Below are 24,511 nucleotides of genomic sequence, written 5' to 3' on the forward strand. Positions count from 1 at the left end.
GCCGCGGCCATCCCCTGGACCAAGGCAAGAGCGACCAGACGCTGGCAGGTATCCTGGCTCGCGGGTCATCGCTTGATGCACGGCCTTCCCAGGCCTCGCAGGATTTAGCGTCCGGCCCAGTGACTTGCCCCAACCTGCCTGTGAGGTGGGGCGATGTGCATCGCGCTCGCCGCTTACAGTTGCAGGGACAGCCCTGGCTTGGGGAGGCGGATGCCTCCTTCACCATGTTCCCTTTTAAGCCTCTTTCGAGGCACCGGCGCGATCATGCCCGGGGGGTTGCCCCGGGTGAGGGGGCGATAGCGGAGGTGGGGGTGTGGGGCAAGGGGGTGGTGGGGATTGCTCCCTCTCCCCTTTAGGGGAGAGGGGTGGGGAGAGGGGGCGACGGCTGAGCTTTGTGTTCCCCTCTCCCGCCTTCGCTTCGCTCGGCACCCTCTCCCCTGAAGGGGAGAGGGAATTGGGGGTGCTGGGCCTTCGCGCCAATCAGTTCAGGGTCGTGCCGCGTTCTCGCTGGAGGCGGAGGGCCATGGCCTGGTAGCGGACGGCGCGTTCATTGTGGAGGGCGATGGTTGCCTGGTCGGCGCCGCGCAGGCGGGCTTCCCTGGCTTGCCGCGCTTCCTGGGCGGCGCAGGCGGAAAAATGTGACGCGTCATTGGGGCGCATGGCCCATATCCTCTCTCAAGTTTCTTATGGCTCGAACGATAACATCGGCCTGTTTCCCGCTGCCATTACGCAGGTTAACGCCGGAAAGCTTCTATTTTTTGACAGGAGCCTGGCGAATTTTCGCATAATGGAATTTTGGCTTTTCAGCGGATTGAGCGGGAGCCCGCCTGGCTTTTTCTATCAACCGCCCCTGTTCCACGGCGCGTCGCGGAAGCTTTCGCGCAAGAATGCGATGAAGGTGTCCACGGCGGCAGGGCGGCCCGCCGCGCGGGGGTGGACGGCGTGGACGGCGAGGTCGGCGGGACCTTCCCAAGGTTCAAGGACGCGGACGAGGCGTCCGTCCGCGATCAGATCGCCCACGTCCCAGAGCGAGCGCAGGGCGATGCCGACGCCGGTCAGGGCGAGTTCGCGCACGATTTCGCTGCTGTTGGTGCGGACATGGCTTTGGCCGTCCATCAGTTTGCGCGCGCGGCCGTTGACCAGCCGCCATGGCAGTTGGCCTTCGGCTGCGAGCAGGCGGTGACGGGAGAGATCGGCGATCTTTTCCGGCGTGCCGTGGGCGGCGAGATAGGCGGGGCTGGCGCAGAGGATGCGGCGGTTGGCGGCGAGATGATGCCCCTCCAGATGGGCGGGAATGTCGCTGGTGATGCGGATCGCAAGGTCGATCCGTTCGGCGAGCAGGTCTTCATAGGCGTCGGACAGGTTGAGTTGGAGGTCGACGCGCGGATGCTGTTCCAGGAAGCGGCCGACATGGGGGGCGACATGGAGGCGGCCGAAGGAGGTGGGGGCGGAGATGCGCAGCGGGCCTGACGCGGTGCGGTGGCGATTGGTGACGCGGTCCTCCGCCTGGGCAATCGCGTCGAGGATGGCGACGAGATCGCGGTGAAGGCTGGCGCCCTCTTCCGTCAGGGCGAGGCGGCGCGTGGTGCGATGGATGAGGCGGACGCCGAGGCGAGCTTCGAGGCGAGAGAGGCGTTTCGACATCATCGCGGGCGAGATGTTGAGCATGCGGCCAGCGGCTGAGAGGCTGCCCGCGTCCACCGCGCGGGCGAAGAGAAGATAATCGGGGTCCATCGATGATCTTTTCCTGTAAGGAACAGATGCTTTGAACCTTTATCGTCTAGTGCGATGATGGCGCCGGGTCTATAGATTTTGGCCATAGTTTTTCGTGATGGAGAGTTGCTCATGGACGGCATGATCGAGAAATCGGGCCTGATGGTGGCCGCCGAACTGGCGCGCTTTATCGATGAAGATGTCCTGCCGGGGACGGGGATCGTGGCGGATGCGTTCTGGCGAGGCGCTGCTGCGATTTTCGCGCGGTTCGCGCCGCGCAATGCGGCGTTGCTGGAGAAGCGCGATGCTCTTCAGGCGCAGATCGATGCCTGGCATGGGGAGCATGCGGGGCGACCCTTCGATGCGGAGGCCTATCGGGCTTTCCTGACGGAGATCGGCTATCTGGTGGCGGAGCCTGCGCCCTTTTCCATTGGGTCGGGCCGGGTGGATGCGGAGCTTGCGAGCTTGGCGGGGCCGCAGCTGGTGGTGCCGATCCTGAATGCGCGCTTCCTGTTGAACGCGGCCAATGCGCGTTGGGGGAGCCTGTATGACGCGCTGTATGGGACGGACGCGATCCCGGGCGTGGCGGCGGGCAAGGGCCATGATCCGGCGCGGGGCGCGCAGGTGATTGCCTGGGCCAAGGCGTTTCTGGACCGGGCGGTTCCGCTGACGGAGGGAAGCTGGGCGGAGTGGACCGGGGGCGAGCCGGTGTTGCGGGATGCTTCGCAACTCGCAGGACGGGCAGGGGATAATATCCTGCTGCGCAATCATGGGCTGCATATCGAACTGGTGATCGATGCGGGGCATCCGATCGGGCGGGATGACCCGGCGCACCTGGCCGATGTGGTGCTGGAGTCGGCTTTGTCGACCATCTGCGACCTGGAGGATTCGGTCGCGGCGGTCGATGCTGCGGACAAGGTGGCGGCCTATGCCAACTGGCTGGGGCTGATGAAAGGCGACCTGGAGGAGAGCTTCGAGAAGAATGGCGCGATGATGACGCGGCGGCTGAATGGCGACCGGTCCTATGTTGCGCCTGATGGGAGTGGGTTCACGCTGCCGGGGCGGTCATTGCTGTTCGTGCGCAATGTCGGGCATTTGATGACGACGCCTGCGGTGCGGCTGGTGGATGGGGCGGAGGCTCCGGAAGGGATTTTGGATGGGATCGTCACCAGCCTGATCGCCTTGCACGACATTCGGCGCGGCGGGCGCTTCGTCAACAGCCGGGCGGGCAGCATCTATATCGTGAAGCCCAAGATGCATGGGCCGGAGGAGGTCGCCTTCACCAATGATCTGTTCGATGCGATCGAGGATCTGCTGGGGCTGGAGCGGCATCAGTTGAAGGTCGGGGTGATGGATGAGGAGCGGCGGACTTCGGCCAACCTTGCCGCCTGCATCCATGCGGTGCGGGACCGGATCGTCTTCATCAACACCGGCTTCCTGGATCGCACGGGCGACGAGATCCATACGTCGATGCGGGCGGGGCCGATGATCCGCAAGGGCGACATGAAGGGCGCGGCGTGGATCAAGGCCTATGAGGATCGCAATGTGCAGATCGGACTGGCTTGCGGGCTGTCGGGCCGGGCGCAGATCGGCAAGGGCATGTGGGCGGCTCCGGATCGGATGGCGGACATGCTGGACCAGAAGGTCGAGCATCCGATGACAGGGGCGAATACGGCTTGGGTGCCTTCGCCGACTGCCGCGACCTTGCACGCTACGCATTATCATGCGGTCGATGTTTTTGCCCGGCAGGAGGAGCGGAAGGCGGAGGCGGTGGCTTCGCTCGATGCGCTGCTGACGATGCCGCTGGCGGCGGGGGTGAACTGGACGGCGCAGGATGTTCGGGACGAGCTGGACAATAATGCGCAGGGGATACTGGGCTATGTCGTGCGCTGGGTGGACCAGGGCGTGGGGTGCTCCAAGGTGCCGGATATCCATGACGTGGGGCTGATGGAGGATCGGGCGACGTTGCGGATTTCTTCGCAGCATATCGCCAATTGGCTGCTGCATGGGGTGTGTTCGGCGGAGGAGGTGGACGCGGCGCTGCGGCGGATGGCGGCTAAGGTGGATGCGCAGAATGCGGGCGACCCGCTCTACCAGCCGATGAGCGGGCGGGAGGAGGAGAGCATCGCCTTCCAGGCGGCGCGGGCGCTGGTGTTCGAGGGGGTGGCGCAGCCTAATGGTTATACCGAGCCGCTGCTGCATGCCTATCGGGTCAGGGTGAAGGGCTAGGATGTTCGTTCTACTTCGCCGTCATGCTGAACTTGTTTCAGCATCCATTTCTCCCCACGAGCGGAAGGCGTGTAGAGGCACAATGGATCCTGAAACGAGTTCAGGATGACGGTTTTGGCTAGGGTCGCTTACCCCAACAGGACATAGGCGGCGCCAGCTGCGGCTGAGCAGAGGAGGACGGGGAGGACTCCGGCCTTGAAGCGCAGGACAGCGATAAGGGCTGCGGCCGAGAGGGCCAGGGCTGGAAGGTTGATCGAGGCGAGGACGGGCACGTCGAGCGATCCGGTGGGCGTCGGCACGGCGTGGACCTTGGCGAAGAGGGTGTGGATCGCGAACCAGAGGGCTAGGTTCAGGATCACGCCCACTACCGCCGCGGTGATGGCGGTGAGGGCTGAGGACAGCGCGCGGTTGCCGCGCAGGCGTTCGATGAAGGGCGCGCCTGCGAAGATCCAGAGGAAGCAGGGAACGAAGGTCACCCAGGTGGTGAGGATCGCGCCCAGTGTGGCGGCGACGAGCGGCGGCAGCATCCCGGCGTCGCGAAAAGCGGCGAGGAAGCCGACGAACTGCGTCACCATGATCAGCGGGCCGGGCGTGGTTTCCGCCATGCCGAGACCGTCGAGCATCTCGCCGGGGCGGAGCCAGCCGAACGTGCCGACCGCTTCCTGCGCGACATAGGCGAGGACGGCGTAGGCGCCGCCGAAGGTGACGACCGCCATCTGGCTGAAGAAGCTGGCGATGCGGGCGAAGACATCGTTTGGGCCGAGCGCGAGGAAAAGGGCGAGGACGGGGGCAAGCCAGAGCACCAGGAGCACCGTGGAGATCTGGAGCGACCAGCGCAGGTTCGGGCGGGCATGATCGGGAAGGGCTTCGCCGAGCGCGGTGTCGCGATCGTGGATGACGTTGCCGGACGCGGGACCATGGCCGCCGCCGCCCTTGAACTGGGCGATACCGCTGCGGCTGCCGAGATAGCCGATGAGGCCCGCGGCAAGGACGATCAGCGGGAAAGGCGCATCGAGGAAGAAGATGGCGACGAAGGCGGCGGCGGCGATGCCGCGCATGACGTTGTTCTTGAGCGCGCGGGAGCCGACGCGGACGACCGCTTGCACCACGACGGCGAGGACGGCAGCCTTCAGGCCGAAGAAGAGCCCTTCGACGAGCGGGACCTTGCCGAGAAGGACGTAGATATAGCTCAGGCCCAAGATGGCGAGGAAGCCGGGAAGAACGAAGAGGATGCCTGCAATCAGGCCGCCTTTCGTCCTGTGGAGCAGCCAGCCGATGTAGATGGCGAGCTGCTGCGCCTCCGGGCCAGGGAGCAGCATGCAATAGTTGAGGGCGTGGAGGAAACGCTCCTCCCCGATCCACTTCTTTTCCTCGACAAGGATGCGGTGCATCACCGCGATCTGGCCTGCAGGACCGCCGAAGCTCAAGGCCGCGATCTTTGCCCATATGCGGGTGGCTTCGCCGAGCGGGATGCCGTGATCGGGCAAGGGCGTGGCGGCGGCGGAGAGGGTCGAGGCGTTGCTGCTCATCGATCGGTCTTTCGATTGCTGAAAAAGGCGTGGAACTGGTTGAGGGCGTCGCTGGCGAGGGCGATGCGTTGAAGATCATCGTCGGTGGACGCGCAGACGCCCGAGAGCATCGCGCCGAGACCAGCGGTTTCGGGACGGGCGAACTTGCCGTCGGCTATGTCGAGTTCGTGGATAATCTCGCCGATGGCTTGCAGGGCGGGATCGTCGGTCAGGTTCGCGCGCAGCAGCAGGGTTTCGAAGCTGCACCGGTCGGCTTCATGGGTGAATTCCGCGTCGGCCATGTCGAAGCGCAGCTCGCCGGGCACCGGATCATGGGAGCGGCTGTCGACGAAACGGAACCGGGCATGGGGGTCGATGAAGCGCTGGATAAGCCAGGCGCAGGCGATGCGATCGACATGGACGCCGCTGCGCGTGACCCAAATGCGGTTGGTGAGGATCGCCGGGGCTTCGGCCGGTTCGGCGCGGGTGACGTCCGGATGCTGGTATCGGCGGCGGTCGAGTTCGGTGAGCGCCGCTTCGGCTTCCTGGCGGCCGTGCGCGCCGAAAAAGTCGATGCGGCTGATGTCTTCGAGGCGCTTCTGGAGCTTGGCGATGTCTGCGGCAGTGGCGGGGCCGGTTTCGAGCAGGCGGCGCGCGGATTGGGCGAGGTCGTCATAATCGGCATCGCGGGCGGTGTCGAAAAGGGCGCGGACTTCGGCGTCGGATTGGCCGATGAGGAGGCGGATTTCCGTGAGGATGGCTTCGCCGCCGCCGGTGGTGATTTCATCCAGTAGGGTGCGGAAGGCGGCTTCGGACGCGTCCGATTGAGGGAGGACATGGACGGCATTTTTGAGCGGAACCGCGCCTATGGATTGGAGGCGGCGCCAGATTTTCACGCGCAGATAGGGTGGCTTGGCCGGGAGCTGATGTAGGAGGGCTAGCCAGGAGTTCATGATGCAGGTGTATCATATGAATTGTATGTGGGAAATAGCTATATCATTCAGCGGTGATATGCTTCTGTCTGGTTCCCGTCAGGGGACAAGTTGCATTGTTCAGTTCGCGCCTCTGCGCGAAAAATTTTTGCACGCGGAGACGCGGAGGCGCGGAGATTTGTGGGGGAAGGGGTAGGGCTTTGAACAGGCGTGGCCTTGCAACTGAGCTGGGGTTTGATTGTTTCGCTGCGCGGGCCTGTAAGCCTCCGCGTCTCCGCGCCTCCGCGTGAACCAAAAGGATGGGATCCCTGCCTGCGCAGGAGCACGGTGGGCGTTAGTTTCGGAGTTGTTCGATGAGCGCTTTCGCGGCTTTGGTCACATCTGCCCAGGTTTCATTGAAGCCTTCATCTTCGCCATAATAGGGGTCGGTGACGCTGGTGCCTTCGCGACCGGGAACGAGGTCCATGAGGAGGCGGAGGTCGGCGGTGCCGTCCGAGGGGCGGATGCGGCGGAGGTTTTTGAGGTTTTCCGCGTCGAGGGCGAAGATATGGTCGAAGCGGTGGAAATCGTCCGGGGTGACCTGGCGGCCGCGATAGGTGGATATGTCTATGCCGTTGCGGAGGGCGACGGCTTGGGCGCGCTTGTCCGGCGGGCAGTCTACGTGCCAGTCGCCGGTGCCTGCGGAATCGACCTCGACTTGAAGGCGCGCCTTTTCTGCTTCAGCGCGCAGGGCGGCTTCGGCAAGGGGCGAGCGGCAGATATTGCCGAGGCAGACGAACAGGACAGAGACGCTCATCCTTCGGCTGCCGCTGTCGAGAGGCCGAGGTGCGGCACGCCGATCGAGCGGCGGCCGCCGAAGTCGGTGCGGGCGACGATGACGCCGATCTTTTCCATATAGTCGATGAGGCGGCGGACGCGGCCCGGCGAACTGGTGCCATAGGCGCGGGCGAGGGCGGCATCGTCGGGGCAGGGCAGGCCCTGCATCGCGGCGCGGGCGATGAGGAGGAAGGGAGCGAGCATGTCTTCGGGCAGGGGCTGCGCGGCCTTCATCGCGTCGTCCCAGCGCGGGTCGGCAGCGTCGAACATGCCTGCCTGCGCCATGGCGAAGCGCTTGCGGAAGGCGGCGAGGTCGAGCGGCGGTGTGCGCAGACCCTTCATCCGGCAACGGACGCCGAAATCCTGATAGAGGGTGGCTACGCTGGGCTGCGCGTCGCCCAGGTCGGCGACGATCTCTTCCAAAACCGCGATGACCACGGGCTCATTCTGGCCGAAATCCAGTTCGGGGGCGGCAGGTTTGGCAAGGGGCGCGGCGGCGAGGGCGCGCATCAGTTCCTCGGCGGGGAGCGGCGGGGGTTCGGCGCGGGGTGGGGGAGGGGGCAGCGTGTCTTCGTCGCCTGCGCTGGCGAAAAGCAGCTCTTGCATATTTTCGGTCGCGGCTGCGGGGGGCGGCATCAGCTTGTGCGTGCCGCCGCGCGTGCTGGTCTTCACCGTGCCGATCTTCACCGCGACGGGGCGGCGGCAGATGGCGGGGCCGAGCGCGAGGAAGCGTCCGCGCTCCAAATCGCGTATCTGTTCGGCCTGGCGGCGCTCCATGCCGAGCAGGTCGGCGGCGCGGGCCATGTCGATGTCGAGGAAGGTGCGGCCCATGAGGAAGTTGGACGCCTCGGCCGCGACATTCTTTGCGAGCTTGGCGAGGCGCTGGGTGGCGATGACGCCCGCAAGACCGCGCTTGCGGCCGCGGCACATGAGGTTGGTCATGGCGGCGAGGCTGAGGCGGCGGGCTTCGTCGGAGACGTCACCGGCGGCGACTGGGGCGAACATCTGCGCTTCGTCCACCACGACGAGGGCGGGATACCAATGGTCGCGCGGGGCGTCGAACAGGGTGGAGAGGAAGGTGGCGGCGCATTTCATTTGCGCTTCGAGTTCGAGGCTTTCGAGGCTGAGGACCACCGACGCGCGATGTTCGCGGATGCGCGCGGCCATCTTGACGATCTCGCGCTCATTATAGTCGCCCGCGTCGATGACGACATGGCCATATTCGTCGGCCAACGTGACGAAGTCGCCTTCCGGGTCGATGACGACCTGCTGGACGAGGGCGGCGCTTTCCTCCAGCAGGCGGCGGAGGAGGTGCGACTTGCCGGAACCCGAATTGCCCTGAACGAGCAAGCGGGTGGCGAGCAATTCCTCTACGTCGATCGGAACGGGGTTGCCGTTGCCGTCGGTTCCTATGCTGATGGTGGCGGTCACATCTGTCCTTTGGCCCAGGCGGTGGGATTCGCGCAAGGGTGGTGTGGCGAAGGGCGCGCGCGGGCGGGCTTCGACAGGCTCAGCCCGAACGGGCGGTGGGGGTGGCGGCTTGGAATTAGAACCGTAGCCTGTTTTTATTGTGGTCACCCCGGGCTTGACCCGGGGTCTCGCTCCCTTATTCGCATGGCTTGAAGAAAAGCGGGATCCCGGGTCAAGCCCGGGATGACGAGTTTGATATCGCGGCAGCGCGGTTCCGCGTAAGTGCGCGGACCCCTTGACCGGACGATTGTTGCGGCGCAGCATCGATTTCATGGCGACTCTTTCCTCTCCTCCTCCGCCGGTTACGCAAAATCCGGACATTCGTTACCTTGGCCGTCTGCTCGGCGACGTGATCCGGGCCTATGGCGGGGATCGGCTTTACCGGCAGACGGAATATATCCGCTCCGCGTCGGTCGACCGGGCGCGGGGGCTGCACGGCGCGGATGTGGTGGATACCGGGCTGGAGGCGTTGAGCCTGGACGACACGCTGTCCTTCGTGCGCGGGTTCATGCTGTTTTCGATGCTCGCCAATCTGGCGGAGGATCGGCAGGGGGTGGCGGCCGATCCGGACGCGGATGTGGCTTCGGCGATCGAGCGACTGGAGGCGCATGGGATCGGGCGGGACGCGGTGCTGGCGCTGCTTAACCATTCGCTGATCGTGCCGGTGCTGACCGCCCACCCAACCGAAGTGCGGCGCAAGAGCATGATTGATCATAAGAACCGCATCGCCGACTTGATGATGTTGAAGGATGCGGGGCGCGACGAGACCGAGGACGGGGAGAATCTGGACGAGGCGATCGCGCGGCAGATCGCGCTGTTATGGCAGACGCGGCCTTTGCGGCGGCAGAAGCTGTTCGTGCAGGATGAGATCGACAATGTCCTGACCTATTTTCGGGACGTGTTCCTGCCGGTGCTGCCTGCGCTTTATGCGCGGTGGGAGCGGGTGCTGGGCGTGCGGCCGCCGAGTTTCCTGCGGGTGGGGAACTGGATCGGCGGGGACCGGGACGGCAATCCGTTCGTGCAGGCGCCGCAGTTGCGGTCGGCGCTTGGGCGGGGGTGCGAGGCGGCGATCGCTTATTATCTGGAGGCGGTGCACGCGCTGGGGGCGGAACTGTCGCTTTCGACCGAGCTGGCGCATGTGCCGGAGGCGGTGCTGGAGCTGGCGGAGGCGAGCGGGGACAACTCGCCCAGCCGCGGGGACGAGCCCTATCGGCGCGCGCTGTCGGGGATTTATGCGCGGCTGGCGGCGACCTATCGGGAATTGGTGGGGAAAGAGCCGCCCCGTCCTTCGCGGTTGTCGGGAGAGCCCTATGCGCAGCCGGGGGATTTGCGGCGCGATCTGGTGACAGTGGCGCAGGGGCTGGCGAGCGAGGGCGATGGCGCGCTGGCGGCGGGCGGGGCGCTGGGGCGGCTGATCCGGGCGGTGGAGACGTTCGGGTTCCACCTCGCGACGCTCGACATGCGGCAGAATAGCGATGTGCATGAGCGCGTGGTTGCTGAAATGCTGAAGGTCGCGGGGGTTGAGGCGGATTATGCCGCGCTGGATGAGGAGGCGCGGGTTGCTCTGCTGCGGGCGGAGTTGGCGAGCAATCGGCCGCTGGGTTCGCGCTTTTCGGAATATTCGGAGGAGACCGCGTCCGAACTGGCGATCGTGCAGGCGGCGGCGGAGGCACATGAGACTTACGGGGCTGCGTGCATCAGCCACTATATCATCTCCAAGGCGGAGAGCGTTTCGGACCTGCTGGAGGTCAACCTGCTGCTGAAGGAGGCGGGCTTGTGGCGCGCGGGGAAGGATGGCGGACCGACGCGGGCGGCGATCATGGCGGTGCCGCTGTTCGAGACGATCGCGGATCTGGAGGCCGCGCCGGGCATCATGGAGGCCTATTTCGGCCTGCCCGAGATCGCGGGGGTGGTGCGCGAGCGGGGTCATCAGGAAGTGATGATCGGCTATTCCGACAGCAACAAGGATGGCGGCTATATCACGTCGACCTGGGGGCTGTATCAGGCGAGCAAGGCGCTGGCGCCGGTGTTCGAGGATGCGGGGACGGCGATGCAGCTGTTCCACGGCCGGGGCGGCGCGGTGGGGCGTGGCGGGGGTTCCTCCTTCGCGGCGATCCAGGCGCAGCCGCGCGGCACGGTGCAGGGGCGCATCCGCATCACAGAACAGGGCGAGGTGATCGCGGCCAAGTTCGGCACGCGCGACGTGGCGATGACCAATCTGGAGGCGATGACGAGCGCGACTTTGCTCGCCAGCCTGGAGCCGGAGGGGATTTCGGATCGGGACGCAGCGCGCTTTGCCGGGGCGATGGACGAACTGTCCAGGACCGCCTTCGCCGCTTATCGCGACCTGGTTTACGGGACGGAGGGGTTCAAGGAGCTCTTCCGCCAGCTGACGCCGATTCAGGAGATTTCCGGCCTGAAGATCGGGTCGCGGCCCGCCAGCCGGACCAAGAGCACGCGGATCGAGGATTTGCGTGCCATCCCGTGGGTGTTCAGCTGGTCGCAGGCGCGGGTGATGCTGCCCGGCTGGTACGGCATGGGACAGGCGTTCGAGGCGTTTGAGGACAAGGCGCTGCTGGCTGACATGGCGCAGAGCTGGTCCTTCCTCAAATCCGCGCTCGCCAATCTGGAGATGGTGCTGGCGAAGTCGGATCTGGGGATTGCGGCGCATTATCTGCCGCTGGTCGAGGATCAAACGGTGGGCGGCGCGATCTTCGATCGTATCCGGGAAGGATGGCAGCTGACCCATGACGGGCTGCTGGCGGCGACGGGGCAGTCGCGGTTGCTGGAGAAGAATCCGAAGCTGGATGAATCGATCCGGCTGCGGCTGCCCTATATCGAGCCCCTGAACCTGTTGCAGGTGGAACTGATGAAGCGCCATCGCGGTGGGGAGGATGATCCGCGGATCAAGGAAGGGATCGAGCTGTCCATCAACGCCATCGCCACGGCACTGCGCAACAGCGGCTAGAGGGTGAATCCGGGACGGCTAGCAGTCCAATGCCGCCCCGAACCCCTGGCGCTCCCCGTGAAGGAGGGCGCGAGCCGGAGAGCCGGGCGACAAAAGTAACCTGGCCAATTTCAGAAAAAAGCTAATCCAGCCAAGAAGATGAAGGCCGGATGAACGTCGATGGCCCATGCGGTGAGCAGAGTCCATGTTTTCATTCACAACCAATTCAACCGGGACGCGTTATCCTGCCTGTATTGGAGAAAAGGAGAGAGGCAATGACGTGGTCCGGACGAAGGTTTCTGGCTGCGATCAGCCTTGCCGGTGCGGTGGCACTGGGCGGCTGCGCCTATGACGATGGATATTATGGCGGTGTGAGCGTCGGGTCAGGCTATTATGGCGGTGGCTATTATGACGATTATTATGGCCCCGCTTATTATGGTTCAGGCTATTACGGCCCCGGCTATGGCTGGTACGGCGATTATTATTATCCGGGCAGCGGCTACTATGTCTACGACCGGGGTGGACGCCGTCACCGCTGGAACAACGACCAGCGGCGCTATTGGGAAGGTCGGCGCAACGAGCGTGGCGACCATTGGCGCGGCAGTCTGGCCCGGCCGGAAGAAGGCCGCCTCTATCGCGATGGCCGCCGGGTGAGAGATGGCCAATGGCGTGGACGGGACAGGAACAATGCCACGGCTGCTCCTCCGGTCGTTCAGAGCCAGCCGCGCGCGGGTAGCCCACGCGGCAGCTGGAGCGGCGGCCGGTCGAGCGGTGCATCTGGTTCCACGACGACCCGTTCCGATGGAACGCACTGGCGCGGGACGCTGCGTCGCTGATGCGGGCTGGGTGGGGCGCTGCAACGCTGGTCATTTCCCTCTCGCTCGCCGCCTGTGACGGGCGGGAGGAAAGCGCGATCGACAATCTCGCCAACGGCGCTAACGCGGCGCAGGTGGAGAACAGCTTCCGCGCGGAGGCGCGGGAGGTGCTCGAACCCCTGCGGCCGCCCGAGCCGGGTACGCCCGGCGGCTTGCCGCCCGATGCCGCCCCGATCGAGGAAGGGTCGATCGACCCCAAGGGACCGCAAGGCGCCGCCCAGGTCGTGCAGGGCTATTATGCGCTGCTGGAACAGCGGCGTTTCGACGACGCGCAGGACCTTTGGAACGAGAAGGGCGCGATCGGCGCAGAGGATGATGAGGCTTTTGCCCGGCGTTTCCGCAATTTCAGCGAAATCCACGCCAATATCGGTGCGCCCGGTGAGATGGAGGGCGCGGCGGGCTCTTCCTATGTGACCGTGCCGGTGCAGGTTTATGGGCGGCTCGCGGTGAATGGTAAGCCTTGGTACAAGCTGCGGCAGGTGACGCTGCGGCGAGTCAATGACGTGCCGGGATCGAGCGAGGCTGACCGGCGGTGGCACATCGAGTCGATCGGACCTTATGTCGCGCCGGTTGAGGGCGAGGCTGGCGATGTGGGGAATGACGCGTCGGTGGGGCGTTAGCTTGGAGAACTCCCCAAGTGCAACTCGGGCTGAGCCTGTCGAAGCCCTTCCCTATCTTCTTCGGCGGTATGGAGAAGAAGTAAAGCCCTTCGACAAGCTCAGGGCGAACGGAGAGGGGTGGGTGCCAAGTGGCCGAGAGTGATGCTGGAGCCAACCGTTGTGAAGGCGAGCGGAGTTAATTCCGCTCGCCTTGTCGCATTGTCAGGAAACGGTTGCCTTCAGGATCTTGCCCGGGGTGCGGGGCGGTTCGCCCTTGGGGAGGGCGTCGACATGTTCCATGCCGGACGTGACTTCGCCCCAGACGGTGTACTGGCCGTCGAGGAAGGTGGCGTCGTCGAAGCAGATGAAGAACTGGCTGTTGGCGCTGTTCGGGTTCGCCGCGCGGGCCATGGAGCAGACGCCGCGGACATGGGGTTCGCGGCTGAATTCGGCCTTCAGGTCAGGCAGCTTCGACCCGCCCATGCCGGTGCCGGTCGGGTCACCGCCCTGCGCCATGAAGCCGGGGATGACGCGGTGGAAGACCACGCCGTCGTAGAAGCCTTCCTTGGTGAGCTGGGTGATACGTTCGACATGGCCGGGCGCCAGATCGGGGCGCAGCTTTATGACGACATCGCCGCCGCTGTCGAGGGTGAGGGTGAGCGTTTCGTCGGCCATGGAAATCTCCTCTTTCGGGGGAGTGGGGAAATGTTGGTCCATATAGAGCGTTAGGACCGGGATGGAAGCGCTTCAATCAATGTTTGAGGCATTGCATTTATCCCGATCATGAGCAAAAGCAGCCAAATGTTACAGGAACCGGACAGTAGGGGACGCGATGAGCGAGCGAGCCGATATGGCCGAGCCCCGGCCGGACGAACTGCCTATTGACGACGTAGTCGTTGATGGACGCGCCGCCGAGCAGGCGGAATCCCGTCATGACGAGGATGACCGGCTGAGACCGGACTTTGTTTCCGCCGTGCTGGACGCGGTGGAGGATGGCGACCGCGATCGGGCGCGCGAACTGGTATCGCCGCTGCACCCGGCGGATATTGCCGACCTTCTGGAACTGACGCCGTCCGAGCGGCGGGGCGAGGTGGCGGCGGCGCTGGGCGATCTGGTCGGCGCAGAGGTGCTGTCCGAGCTTAACGACTATGTGCGCGACGACCTGCTCGATGCGCTGGAGCCGCAGCAGGTCGCGGACTTTGCCGCTGAACTCGATACCGACGATGCCGTTGCGATCATCGAGGATATGGAGGAGGCCGATCAGCAGGCCGTTCTCGATGCGATGGAGCCGGAAGATCGCGCGGCGATCGAGAGCGCGCTCGCTTATCCCGAGGAGTCCGCCGGCCGATTGATGCAGCGCGATCTGGTCGCGGTGCCCGAAAATATGACGGTCGGCCAGGTGATCGACTATCTGCGCGACAATCGCGACCTGACCACGGATTTTTGGGAAATCTTCGTGGTGGACGAGGCGCACAAGCCGATCGGCACCTGCCAGTTGAGCTGGATCCTGACCTGTCCACGCTCGATCGCCATGGCGGATGTCATGAAGCGCGAGCAGACGCTGATCCCGGTCGACATGGACCAGGAGGAAGTGGCGCTGCGCTTCCAGAAATATGCGCTGATTTCGGCGGCTGTGGTGGATGCCAGCGGGCGGCTGGTCGGCATGATCACGGTCGATGACATCGTCCACATCATTTCCGAGGAAGCGGGCGAGGATATCTTGCGCCTGTCGGGTGCGGGCGAGGGCGACATCAATCAGCCGATATTGGAAACGGTGCGCACGCGCCTGTCATGGCTGGTGGTGAATCTGGGCACGGCGGTGCTGGCGGCGTCAGTGGTCGGGCTGTTCCAGGCGACGATATCCAAATATGTCGTGCTGGCCGTGCTGATGCCGATCGTGTCGGGCATGGGCGGCAATGCGGGGACCCAGACCATGGCGGTCGCGGTGCGCGCGCTGGCGACCAACCAGTTGACCAGTTCGAATACGATCCGGCAGATCGCGCGGGAGTTTCGCATCGCGAGCGCCAATGGCACGGCGCTCGGGATCATGGTCGGCCTGGCCGTGGGATTGATCTACGGCAATCATGATCTTGGCCTTGTCATAGCCATGGCGATGCTGATCAACAATCTGGTCGCGGGGCTGGCGGGCATATTGGTGCCGGTGACGCTGGACCGGTTCAATGTCGATCCGGCGGTATCGTCGGCTGTGTTCGTGACGACGACGACGGACATCATGGGCTTCTTCTCTTTCCTGGGACTGGCGACGATCTGGGGTCTGTGACGGGCTTGACCCTGTGCATTGAGAGCCCATTTTCTTGTCCATGCCCCTTCACATCACAAAGATTGCCTTTGGCAGCGAGAGCCCGGCGACGCTGCGCGCGTGGCTGGAAAGTCATTCCGGCGAGGCACGGCTGACGACCCGCTACCTGCCCAAGCGGGTGGCGGAGATGGCGGGCGGGTCGCTTTACTGGATACATCAGCACAGGCTGGTGGGGCGTAGTCCGTTGATCGGATTTCAAGAGACCGGGCAGGGGCGCTTCTGGATCAAGCTGGAGCCGCGATTGATCGCGGTGCGCGGTGCGCCCAAGCGTGCGCATCAGGGATGGCGATACTTGGAGGAGAAGGATGCGCCGCCTGATCTGGGGTCGGGCGAGGTGGATGATCTGGAGGCGATGCCGCCCGCGATGCTGGGGGAGTTGACGCGGTTGGGATTGGTTTGAGGGAGGGTATTGGAGACCTCGTTCCCGTTCGGACTGTTGGCTATTCTCCAGCTTCCGTTCGGGCTGAGCTTGTCGAAGCCCTTTTCTTCTTTTCAAGTGCTATGCCTGAATAAAAGCCCTTCGACAGGTTCAGGGCGAACGGAGGTGGGGGTGTTCTAACGAGGTGATGGCCTTCGATCGGGTGGTGGTGAGCGTTACGCCGCCTTTCCTTGCAGCGCTTTTTGCCGCCGCCTTTGCACCGATGAGCCGATGCCCATCGCCTCGCGATATTTGGCGACGGTGCGGCGCGCGATGTCCATACCCTTGCCGCGGAGCAGGTCGACCAGCGTATCGTCGGACAGGATCGCGTCGGCGGTTTCCGCGGCGATCAGGGCCTTGATGTGGCTCTTTACCGCTTCGGCGGAGACGGCGCCCTCACCGCCTGCTGCCGACACGCCGCTGGTGAAGAAATATTTCAATTCATAAACGCCGCGCGGGCAGGAGAGATATTTGTTGGAAGTGACGCGGCTGACGGTCGATTCATGCATGCCGATGGCTTCGGCGACCATCTTGAGCGTCAGTGGCTTCAGGTGCGCGACGCCCTGGCGGAAGAAATCTTCCTGGCAGCGGACGATTTCGGTGGCGACCTTGATGATCGTTTTCTGCCGCTGGTCGAGCGCCTTGACCAGCCAATTGGCGCTGGCGAGGCAGTCGGCGAGCCACGCCTTTGACGTGCGATCCTGCGGGCCGGAGGCGAGTTCGACATAATAGCTGCGGTTGATGAGCAGGCGGGGCAAGGTCGCGCTGTTGATCTCGATCGACCAGCCATCGCCTGCGGGCTTCACGAACAGGTCGGGCGTCACCGGGGGTGCGCGGTCGTTGGAATAGCGCAGGCCCGGCTTGGGATCATAGGCGCGCAGCTCGCGGATCATGTCGGCCATATCCTCTTCATCCACGCCGCAGATGCGGCGCAGTTGGGGGAGGGCTCCACGGGCGAGCAGGTCCAGATTGGCGAGCAGCTTCGCCATGCAGGGGTCATAGCGATCCGCCTCCTTGGCCTGAAGCGTCAGGCATTCGGCGAGCGATCGGGCGCCGACGCCGGTGGGGTCGAAGCCGTGGATGACGCCCAGCACCTGTTCCGCCTGGGCAAGAGGGACGCCGAGGCCATGGGCGGTTTCGAGGAGGTTGGCCTCCAGATAGCCGGCCTCGTCGATCTGGCCGATGAGTTGGGTCGCGATCAGCAGGTCCATGCCGAAGAGCGCATTGCGCGCCTGGTCCATCAGATGTTCCTGAAGGCCGATCTCCGGATTGGCGAAGCTGTCGAAGTCGATCGCTTCGCCGCTGCCTTGGGAGAGATCGTGACCGCCCGATCCCATGGCGCTGACGGCGCGATCGGACGGGCCATCGTCAATGAAAGTTTCCGCGCTGTAATCGACGTCGAGCGGGGCGTCGGCTTCGGCATGGCCTTGGCCGATCAGCGCGTCGATGCCGCCTGTTTCAGCGGCGAGGGCGGGAAGATCTACCTGCGCGTCTATGCCATCGGCGGGGGGCGCTGGATCGATCGGGCCGCCCGCCTCCAGCAACGGGTTCTTTTCCAGTTCCGCCGCGACGAAGGCGTCGATTTCGAGATTGGAAAGCGCCAGCAGCTTGATCGCCTGCTGAAGCTGCGGCGTCATCACCAGCGATTGGCTTTGCCGCAGGTCGAGGCGGGGCGCGAGCGACATCAGCCGGTGCCTGTTTCGTCACGCCGGAGGGAGGGGCGCCGCGCAGTCATTTCAGAGCGAGAAATTCTCGCCCAGATAGAGGCGGCGCACCTCGGCATTGGCGACCAGTTCGGTCGGGCTGCCGGTGAAGAGCACCTGGCCGCCATAGATGATGCAGGCGCGGTCCACGATTTCCAGCGTTTCGCGGACGTTGTGGTCCGTGATGAGAACGCCGATGCCGCGTGTCTTCAACTGCTTCACAAGGTCGCGAATGTCGGCGATGGAGAGCGGGTCGATGCCGGCAAAGGGTTCGTCCAGCAGGACGATCGAGGGATTGGCGGCAAGCGCGCGGGCGATTTCGCAGCGGCGGCGTTCACCGCCGGAGAGCGCCATGGCGGACGAATTGGCCAGGCGGGTGAGGCCGAATTCATCGAGCAGCTGTGCAAGGCGGGCTTCGCGCGATGCCTTGTCCGGTTCGGCCAGTTCCAGCACCGCGCTGATATTCTGGGCGACGGTGAGGCCGCGGAAGATCGACGTTTCCTGCGGCAGATAGCCAAGGCCCAGGATCGCGCGGCGGTACATGGGAAGGCCGGTGATGTCCTGACCGTCCAGGATGATGCGGCCATGATCCGGGCGGACGAGGCCCATCACCGAATAGAAGCAGGTGGTCTTGCCCGCGCCGTTGGGGCCAAGCAGGCCGACAACCTCACCCTTCCCTACCGTCAGAGAAACGTCGGTCAGCACCGTGCGCTTGTCATAGCTTTTGGCGATGGAAATCACCGACAGGCCGTCGCTCGATTCCTGCGCTGCCCTGCGCCTTTCGCCGTCCTGCCTATCCTGAATTACGACATCGTCCATCACTCATCCTTGCTGCGACATGGTTAACGCCACGTAAAATAGCGGCGCGGCCGAGGCAATTGGCGAGCTTTGTGCATGGGATTGCGTCCGGGGCAAGGGGAAAATCGGCGATCCCCGCTGAAAGGCCGTTCAATGCTTGATTTGGCGCGCCACAAGGGTCAGTGCTGCATCAAGTTCAGGATCGGATTGGAGCAGGGCAAAACTGTCCGCCGCTGTACAATTCGATGCATAAGATAGGCGAGGAATGAGGATGACAGAAGCCGGTACGGCGGAGGGATGGGCGCGTGCGCTGATCCCGCAGTCCGTGGAATCCTTGATGGAACAGGCCGAAGCCATGACGCTGGCGTCCTTTGGCGCGACCGTCACCTATTCGCGCAAGGTCTTCATCCCGCTGACGCATCTGTGCCGCGACGTCTGCCATTATTGCACCTTTGCCAAGGCGCCGCGCAATGCCGGGTCGCCCTATCTGTCGATCGAGCAAGTGCTGGACATCGCACGGGCGGGCGAAGCGGCGGGTTGCCGGGAGGCGCTGTTCACGCTGGGGGACCGGCCGGAGGACCGCTATGCGGTCGCCCGATCGGCGCTGGCGGGACTGGGGCATGGATCGACGCTGAGCTATCTGCGTGAGGCAGCGGCGGCGGTGCTGGCGGAAACGAGCCTGCTGCCGCATCTGAACCCCGGCATCATGGACGATGATGATCTGGCGATGCTGCGGCCCGTGGCGGCGTCCATGGGGCTGATGCTGGAAAGCACGTCCGAGCGGCTGTGCGCCAAGGGCGGACCGCATCATGGATCGCCCGACAAGGTCCCGGCGGTGCGGCTGGAGGCAATCGAAGCGGCGGGACGGGCCGGAATGCCTTTCACCACCGGCTTGCTGATCGGCATCGGCGAAACGCGGATGGAGCGGATCGAAGCATTGATTGCGATCCGCGGTGCTCATGCGCGGCATGGCCATGTCCAGGAAGTCATCATCCAGAATTTCCGGGCCAAGGCGGACACGCGGATGGCAGGGCATGCCGAGCCGCCGCTGGAGGAGCATCTTTGGACGATCGCTGCCGCCCGGCTGATATTGGGAGCGGAGATGACGATCCAGGCGCCGCCGAACCTCCAACCCGACGGCCTCGCCGCGTTGATGCGGGCGGGGGTCAATGATTGGGGCGGCGTCTCGCCGGTTACGCCGGACCATGTGAATCCCGAAGCCCCCTGGCCGCATCTGATGGCGCTTGGCGCTGCAACGGCGGCGGCCGGGCGCGTGCTGACCGAAAGGCTGGCGGTGGGTCCGCGCTATGCCAAGGAGCCGGAGCGATGGCTGGAGCCTGCAATTGCGCTGAAGGTGCGGGGGGAAGTGGATGCCAGGGGCTTGCCGATCATCGAGCGGTGGCGCGCGGGAACGGGTGAGCCGCCACCATCGCTGCCTGCCGCCGGGGAGACGATGCAGACTGGACGAATCGAGGCCATATTGGACAAGGCGGCGTTGGGGCGCGGCCTTGAGGAAGGAGAAATGGTCGCGCTGTTCGAGGCGGCTGGTTCCGATGTCCGTCGGGTTATGGATGCCGCTGACAGACTGCGGCGCGACACGGTGGGTGATGCTGTCACCTATGTCGTCAATCGGAACATCAACTATACCAACATTTGCAGCTACCGTTGCGGCTTTTGCGCCTTTTCCAAGGGGACGGCGAAGGCCTTGCGCGGGCCTGCCTACCGGCTCGACCTGGAGGAAGTGGCGCGACGGGCAGCCGAGGCGCAGGCGCGGGGTGCAACCGAAGTGTGCCTGCAAGGCGGCATCCATCCCGACTATGACGGCCATACCTATCTGTCGATCGTCAAGGCGGTGCGGGAGGCTGCGCCGGGCATCCACATCCATGCCTTTTCGCCGTTGGAAATCACCCATGGCGCTTCGACGCTCGGAATGGAACTGGAGCCCTATCTGACGATGCTGAAGGAAGCAGGGCTGTCCACCCTGCCCGGCACGGCGGCCGAAGTGCTGCATGAGGAGGTGCGCGCGATCATATGCCCGGACAAGGTTTCGACCGATGAATGGGTGGCGGTGATGCGGGCGGCGCATCGGGTCGGCCTGAAAAGCACGGCAACCATCATGTTTGGGCATGTGGACGACTATCGCCATTGGGCGAGGCATTTGCGCGTGGTGCGCGACCTTCAGGAGGAGACTGGCGGCTTTACCGAATTCGTGCCGTTGCCCTTCGTCCATATGGAAGCGCCGATTTGGCGGAAGGGCAAGGCGCGGTCCGGGCCGAGCTTTCGGGAGGCGATGCTTATGCAGGCGGTGGCGCGGATTGCCCTGCACGGCGCGATTTCGAACATCCAGGCGAGCTGGGTGAAGCTTGGCGAAGAGGGTGTCATTGCGGCGCTGGGAGCGGGCGTGAATGATCTGGGCGGTGTGCTGATGGACGAATCCATCACACGCGCGGCAGGCGGCGCCAACGGCCAATTGTTCGATGTCGATCGCATGCATCGTACAGCAGAGGCGGCCGGGCGCTTTGCCAGGCAGCGCACTACGCTTTACGGGCAGGTGAGGCAGGAGGCGGCGGCCTGATCTGCTTTGCCAAGCCGTGCCGGTGACGATAAGGCGTGGGGATGATTAAGGGAATGGAAGCCAGGCGGCCGATGCGTTTGCGGTCATTATTGTTCGTGCCGGGTGATCGGCCCGAACGGATGCGCAAGGCCCTGAACAGCGGCGCCGATGCCTTGATCCTGGACCTTGAGGATTCAGTGGCGCTGGCTGGCAAGGCGGCGGCTCGCACGGAAATCGCGGCCTTTCTGAAGGAAGCGGCGGATGGCGAAACCCTGTTGTTCGTGCGCGTCAACCCGCTCGACGGCGGTCTTACAGACGCCGATCTGGATGCAGTCGTGCAAGCGGGTCCGGCGGGGATCATGCTGCCCAAGGCTGAAGGTGCCGCGTCGATCAAGGGTTTGGACGAGCGGCTGCGGCAGCGCGGTGATGATCGCGCGCTGATCCTGCCGATCGCGACGGAAACGCCCAAGGCGCTGTTCCGGCTGAGTGAATATGCCGATGTGCCGGAGCGGCTGGCTGGCCTTACCTGGGGCGCGGAGGATCTGCCCGCGGCAGTCGGCGCGCTGACCGCCCGGCATGCCGATGGCAGCTACACGCCGCCCTATGAAATGGCGCGCGCGCTTACCCTGTTCGCCGCAAGCGCGGCAGGGGTGCTGCCGATCGAGACGGTATATCCGGCCATTCGCGATCTGGAGGGGCTCGCCGCTTATGCGCAGCGCGGCGCGCGCGACGGCTTTCTGGGCATGATGGCCGTGCATCCCGATCAGGTGCCGGTGATCAACACGGCCTTCACCCCATCGGAAGAGGAAGTCGCCCGTGCCCAGGCAGTGGTCGATGCATTTGCCGCCAATCCTGGCGCGGGCGTGCTGACGCTGGATGGCAAGATGATCGACCGGCCGCACCTGATAAAGGCGCAGGCGCTGCTCGCCCGCTGTTGAACCACCGCCAGTCAGCTTGACGGCCTATCTCCCATATGGGAGAGGCGGGGCATGGGTTCTCTCTGGGCCGATCAGAACGAGCTGTTCCTGCCGCTGGTGGACGGAATTCATGAAAGCCCGCCTTTTGGCGCTTTCATCCGTAATCTCGTCAGCCGCACCTATGCGCGGCGGGCCTTTCTGATCATTTCACTGGCCAATGCCATGCCGGAACAGGAGCCCACGGTGATCCACATCGCCGCGCCGCGTGCATCTCAGGAACCGCCGCTCGATTTCCGCCGACTCGAAGCATTGCGTCTGCATCCTTATGGATCGCTGCGTCCAGGGCGCGTCTATGCGCTGGATGAGATGCTCAACTATGATAATGCAGGCGAACTGGCGCGGCAGCGCGAGGCGCTTAATGAGATGAATATCCGCTATGGCCGCTGGTTGCGTGTCGCGGCGGGCGGCGTGGCGGACGCGCATTTTCTGCTGGTCCGGGAACGGGAGGATTTCTCTGCCTCCGCCGTCGCCGTGTTGTCTAGCATCGCCCCCCATTTCGCCGCAGCCTTGCGGACTTTGGTGGCCCTGATCGAGGCGCGGTTGCAGGTGGCGATGGCGCAGGCCGCGCTCGCGCGGCTGGGGGTGGCGCAGTTGGCGTTCGATTGGGGTGGCCGGGTGATGGCGGCCGATCCAGCGGCGGATGCGATGCTGAGCTTCACCATGAAGCCCGGCCCAAGTCCGGAGCGGCGGCTGCAATTACTGCCCGACACGACTCATGCGCTCAACCGGGCTTGCGCGGAAATGGCGTCGGCACCGCCGGGCGCGACCCGGGTGATCCGCATCGATGAGAGCCGGGATCTGGACCTGCTGCTGCGGAAATCCGATCTGGCGTTGAGCGAACCTTGCGCCTTGCCTGCGGTGATCGGCATCGTGCGGACTCCGAGGCGCGAAGCGGCGCAGGCGGCGGTGGGCACCCTGGCGGCATTGCACGGACTGTCGAGCAGCGAAGCGGCGCTCGCCCATGCATTGAGCTTGGGGGAGAGCATCGTCAGCGCGGGTGAGCAGCTGCGCCTGACCAGCGAAACGGCGCGCAACTATTCCAAGCGAATCTATGAAAAGACGGGCGCGAAGGGGCAGGCCGACCTGGTCCGGCTGATCCTGACGGGGCTTGCTCCCTTCGCCTGATCAGGCGCAGGGTGCGGCGAATTTCCATGGCCTTGAAACAGCAGAAATATCTCCCTTTCCCTGCAAGTTTCGCGGCCTCTTGTCTGGCGCTTTGACGGAAAAGTGGATAAGGGGCCGCCCAACGCTACGCATATCAATTTGGAGGGGCAGGCGACCATGAGCAGTAACAAGGCAGCCCTTGAAGGCATTCGCGTCATCGACATGACCCGCGTTCTCGCAGGGCCCATCGGCGCGCAGATACTGGGCGATCTGGGCGCGGACGTGATCAAGGTGGAACGCCCGGGCGTCGGCGATGATGGACGCGTCTACGGCCTTGCCGAGGTGAAGGGCAAGGACGGGATGAATGTCCGCCAGGCGGGCTTTTTCGCGGCGGCGAACCGCAACAAGCGGTCGATCACGCTCAACCATAGCAAGGCTGAAGGCCAGGAAATCCTGCGCAAGCTGGTGCAGGGCGCCGATGTGCTGATCGAAAATTACAAGGTCGGCGATCTCAAGCGTTTCGGACTGGATTATGAGAGCCTGAAGGCGATCAACCCGCGCCTCATCTATTGTTCGGTGACCGGTTTCGGGCAGACGGGGCCGATGGCGGCGCGGCCTGGCTATGACGGCCTGTTCCAGGCTACCGGCGGGATGATGGCGGTCACCGGTATTCCGGAAGGGCAGCCTGGGGCTGGGCCGCTCAAGGCCGGTCCTAGCCTGGTGGATTTCATCACGGGCCATAATGTGGCTATTTCCATTCTTGCCGCGCTTCAGCATCGTAACCAGACTGGTGAAGGGCAGCATATCGATATCGCCCTTCTGGATAGTTCGGTGGCGATGATCAGCCATATCATGCAGGATTATCTGCTGAGCGGCGTTACGCCGCCTCGGCTCGGCAATGGCGGCAATGGCGGCGGGCCTGCGGACCTTATCCATACCAAGGACGGCATGCTGTACCTGACGGCGGGGGGTGACGAACATTGGCGTCGCCTGACGGTGCTGATGGGGCAGCCTGAACTCTACCAGGACCCGCGCTTCGACGAGAATTACAAGCGGGGCAAGTTGAACCGGCTCGAATTGATGGACATCATCAATGAGTGGAGCCGTGGTTTCACTTCGGAAGAGCTTCAGGCGAAGTTCGATGAGGTGAGCATTCCCGCCGCGCGCTACAATGAACTGCCAGAAGTGTGGGAAGATCCGCAGGTGCAGCATCGCGGCTTGCGGGTGACGACGCCGCATCCATGGTCCGAGACTGGGACCATCGACCTGATCGCCAGCCCGCTGGCCAATATGTCGGAATCTCCGGCGACGATCCGCCGTGCGCCGCCCCTGCTTGGCGAACATAGCGCCGAGGTGCTGGGCGAACTGGGCTATGACGCGGCGCACATCGACGAATTGCGAGAGATGAAGATTATCTGATCTGCCAGGATCCCGGCGGTTTCCGGCCGCCGGGCGCATTTATCGCGACACTATGCAGGCCATTATTGGGCCTGACTGGGCGCGAACTGGGCTTGGGGGTAAAGCTGGTCAGCTTTACCCCCTTTTATC

Annotated in this window: 19 protein-coding genes and 1 riboswitch; of the genes, 10 read left to right on the plus strand and 9 right to left on the minus strand. The window is 64.4% G+C overall.

Features of this window, described 5'->3' with window-relative positions:
- Positions 1 to 26 precede the first annotated feature (26 nt).
- Positions 27 to 273, minus strand: a riboswitch (cobalamin riboswitch).
- 207 nt (positions 274 to 480) lie between these two features.
- A complete protein-coding gene (locus NCHOL11_RS14630; protein ID WP_097093279.1) occupies positions 481 to 660 on the minus strand; it encodes a hypothetical protein in 180 nt (59 codons plus the stop codon).
- Between the two features lie 180 nt (positions 661 to 840).
- Positions 841 to 1,734 carry a LysR family transcriptional regulator gene (locus NCHOL11_RS14635; RefSeq protein ID WP_097093280.1) on the minus strand — a complete coding sequence of 298 codons (894 nt, stop codon included), beginning with the start codon at positions 1,732 to 1,734 and terminating at the stop codon, positions 841 to 843.
- 111 nt (positions 1,735 to 1,845) lie between these two features.
- Here NCHOL11_RS14635 and NCHOL11_RS14640 point away from each other — a divergent pair, with 111 nt between their 5' ends.
- The gene (locus NCHOL11_RS14640; RefSeq protein ID WP_097093281.1) at positions 1,846 to 3,942 is read left to right on the plus strand and encodes a malate synthase G; all 2,097 of its coding nucleotides are present in this window, start codon (positions 1,846 to 1,848) and stop codon (positions 3,940 to 3,942) included.
- A 128-nt stretch (positions 3,943 to 4,070) separates the two neighbouring features.
- Here NCHOL11_RS14640 and chrA read toward each other — a convergent pair whose 3' ends face one another.
- The 4 genes from chrA to NCHOL11_RS14660 all read right to left on the minus strand — a co-directional run bounded on the left by chrA (position 4,071) and on the right by NCHOL11_RS14660 (position 8,629).
- Positions 4,071 to 5,471 (minus strand): chromate efflux transporter, encoded by a 1,401-nt coding sequence (gene chrA / locus NCHOL11_RS14645; RefSeq protein WP_097093282.1) that lies wholly within the window; start codon positions 5,469 to 5,471, stop codon positions 4,071 to 4,073.
- Positions 5,468 to 6,403, minus strand: a complete 936-nt coding sequence (locus NCHOL11_RS14650) for a chromate resistance protein ChrB domain-containing protein (RefSeq protein WP_097093283.1) — start codon at positions 6,401 to 6,403, stop codon at positions 5,468 to 5,470. The genes chrA and NCHOL11_RS14650 overlap by 4 nt, the downstream gene beginning before the upstream one ends.
- Before the next feature lie 313 nt (positions 6,404 to 6,716).
- A complete protein-coding gene (locus NCHOL11_RS14655; RefSeq protein WP_097093284.1) occupies positions 6,717 to 7,178 on the minus strand; it encodes a low molecular weight protein-tyrosine-phosphatase in 462 nt (153 codons plus the stop codon).
- Positions 7,175 to 8,629: an ATP-binding protein gene (locus NCHOL11_RS14660; protein ID WP_097093285.1), complete on the minus strand. Its 1,455-nt coding sequence runs from the start codon at positions 8,627 to 8,629 to the stop codon at positions 7,175 to 7,177. Before NCHOL11_RS14660 ends, NCHOL11_RS14655 begins: the two co-directional genes overlap by 4 nt.
- A 310-nt stretch (positions 8,630 to 8,939) precedes the next feature.
- On the opposite strand from NCHOL11_RS14660, the gene ppc reads away from it, so the two are divergent.
- The 3 genes from ppc to NCHOL11_RS14675 all read left to right on the plus strand — a co-directional run bounded on the left by ppc (position 8,940) and on the right by NCHOL11_RS14675 (position 13,110).
- Positions 8,940 to 11,636 (plus strand): phosphoenolpyruvate carboxylase, encoded by a 2,697-nt coding sequence (gene ppc, locus NCHOL11_RS14665; protein ID WP_097093347.1) that lies wholly within the window; start codon positions 8,940 to 8,942, stop codon positions 11,634 to 11,636.
- A 254-nt stretch (positions 11,637 to 11,890) separates the two neighbouring features.
- A complete protein-coding gene (locus NCHOL11_RS18650) occupies positions 11,891 to 12,451 on the plus strand; it encodes a hypothetical protein (protein ID WP_247233842.1) in 561 nt (186 codons plus the stop codon).
- Positions 12,451 to 13,110, plus strand: a complete 660-nt coding sequence (locus NCHOL11_RS14675) for a hypothetical protein (protein ID WP_097093286.1) — start codon at positions 12,451 to 12,453, stop codon at positions 13,108 to 13,110. The genes NCHOL11_RS18650 and NCHOL11_RS14675 overlap by 1 nt, the downstream gene beginning before the upstream one ends.
- Positions 13,111 to 13,311: 201 nt before the next feature.
- Here the strand turns inward: NCHOL11_RS14675 and NCHOL11_RS14680 are convergent, their stop codons facing one another.
- Positions 13,312 to 13,764 carry a peptidylprolyl isomerase gene (locus tag NCHOL11_RS14680; RefSeq protein ID WP_097093287.1) on the minus strand — a complete coding sequence of 151 codons (453 nt, stop codon included), beginning with the start codon at positions 13,762 to 13,764 and terminating at the stop codon, positions 13,312 to 13,314.
- A 157-nt stretch (positions 13,765 to 13,921) separates the two neighbouring features.
- On the opposite strand from NCHOL11_RS14680, the gene mgtE reads away from it, so the two are divergent.
- Complete coding sequence (gene mgtE, locus NCHOL11_RS14685; RefSeq protein ID WP_097093288.1) at positions 13,922 to 15,370, plus strand: magnesium transporter; 1,449 nt, start codon at positions 13,922 to 13,924, stop codon at positions 15,368 to 15,370.
- Positions 15,371 to 15,410: 40 nt separating this feature from the next.
- Complete coding sequence (locus NCHOL11_RS14690) at positions 15,411 to 15,809, plus strand: DUF1489 family protein (RefSeq protein ID WP_097093289.1); 399 nt, start codon at positions 15,411 to 15,413, stop codon at positions 15,807 to 15,809.
- A gap of 194 nt (positions 15,810 to 16,003) precedes the next feature.
- Here the strand turns inward: NCHOL11_RS14690 and rpoN are convergent, their stop codons facing one another.
- Both rpoN and lptB read right to left on the minus strand, forming a co-directional pair.
- Positions 16,004 to 17,512, minus strand: a complete 1,509-nt coding sequence (rpoN, locus tag NCHOL11_RS14695; protein ID WP_097093290.1) for an RNA polymerase factor sigma-54 — start codon at positions 17,510 to 17,512, stop codon at positions 16,004 to 16,006.
- Positions 17,513 to 17,563: 51 nt separating this feature from the next.
- Positions 17,564 to 18,349 carry an LPS export ABC transporter ATP-binding protein gene (lptB, locus tag NCHOL11_RS14700; protein ID WP_097093291.1) on the minus strand — a complete coding sequence of 262 codons (786 nt, stop codon included), beginning with the start codon at positions 18,347 to 18,349 and terminating at the stop codon, positions 17,564 to 17,566.
- Between the two features lie 250 nt (positions 18,350 to 18,599).
- Here lptB and cofH point away from each other — a divergent pair, with 250 nt between their 5' ends.
- The 4 genes from cofH (at position 18,600) to NCHOL11_RS14720 (ending at position 24,382) form a co-directional block, all read left to right on the plus strand.
- Positions 18,600 to 20,903: a 5-amino-6-(D-ribitylamino)uracil--L-tyrosine 4-hydroxyphenyl transferase CofH gene (cofH, locus tag NCHOL11_RS14705; RefSeq protein ID WP_255254852.1), complete on the plus strand. Its 2,304-nt coding sequence runs from the start codon at positions 18,600 to 18,602 to the stop codon at positions 20,901 to 20,903.
- A gap of 71 nt (positions 20,904 to 20,974) precedes the next feature.
- On the plus strand, positions 20,975 to 21,820 hold the full coding sequence (locus tag NCHOL11_RS14710) for an HpcH/HpaI aldolase/citrate lyase family protein (RefSeq protein ID WP_097093348.1): 846 nt from the start codon (positions 20,975 to 20,977) through the stop codon (positions 21,818 to 21,820).
- Between the two features lie 51 nt (positions 21,821 to 21,871).
- Positions 21,872 to 22,984, plus strand: a complete 1,113-nt coding sequence (locus tag NCHOL11_RS14715) for a helix-turn-helix transcriptional regulator (protein ID WP_097093293.1) — start codon at positions 21,872 to 21,874, stop codon at positions 22,982 to 22,984.
- A gap of 156 nt (positions 22,985 to 23,140) precedes the next feature.
- The gene (locus NCHOL11_RS14720; protein WP_097093349.1) at positions 23,141 to 24,382 is read left to right on the plus strand and encodes a CaiB/BaiF CoA transferase family protein; all 1,242 of its coding nucleotides are present in this window, start codon (positions 23,141 to 23,143) and stop codon (positions 24,380 to 24,382) included.
- Positions 24,383 to 24,511 lie beyond the last annotated feature (129 nt).

It is taken from the genome of Novosphingobium sp. Chol11 (assembly GCF_900218065.1).
In the GTDB taxonomy this organism is placed as follows: domain Bacteria; phylum Pseudomonadota; class Alphaproteobacteria; order Sphingomonadales; family Sphingomonadaceae; genus Sphingobium; species Sphingobium agri.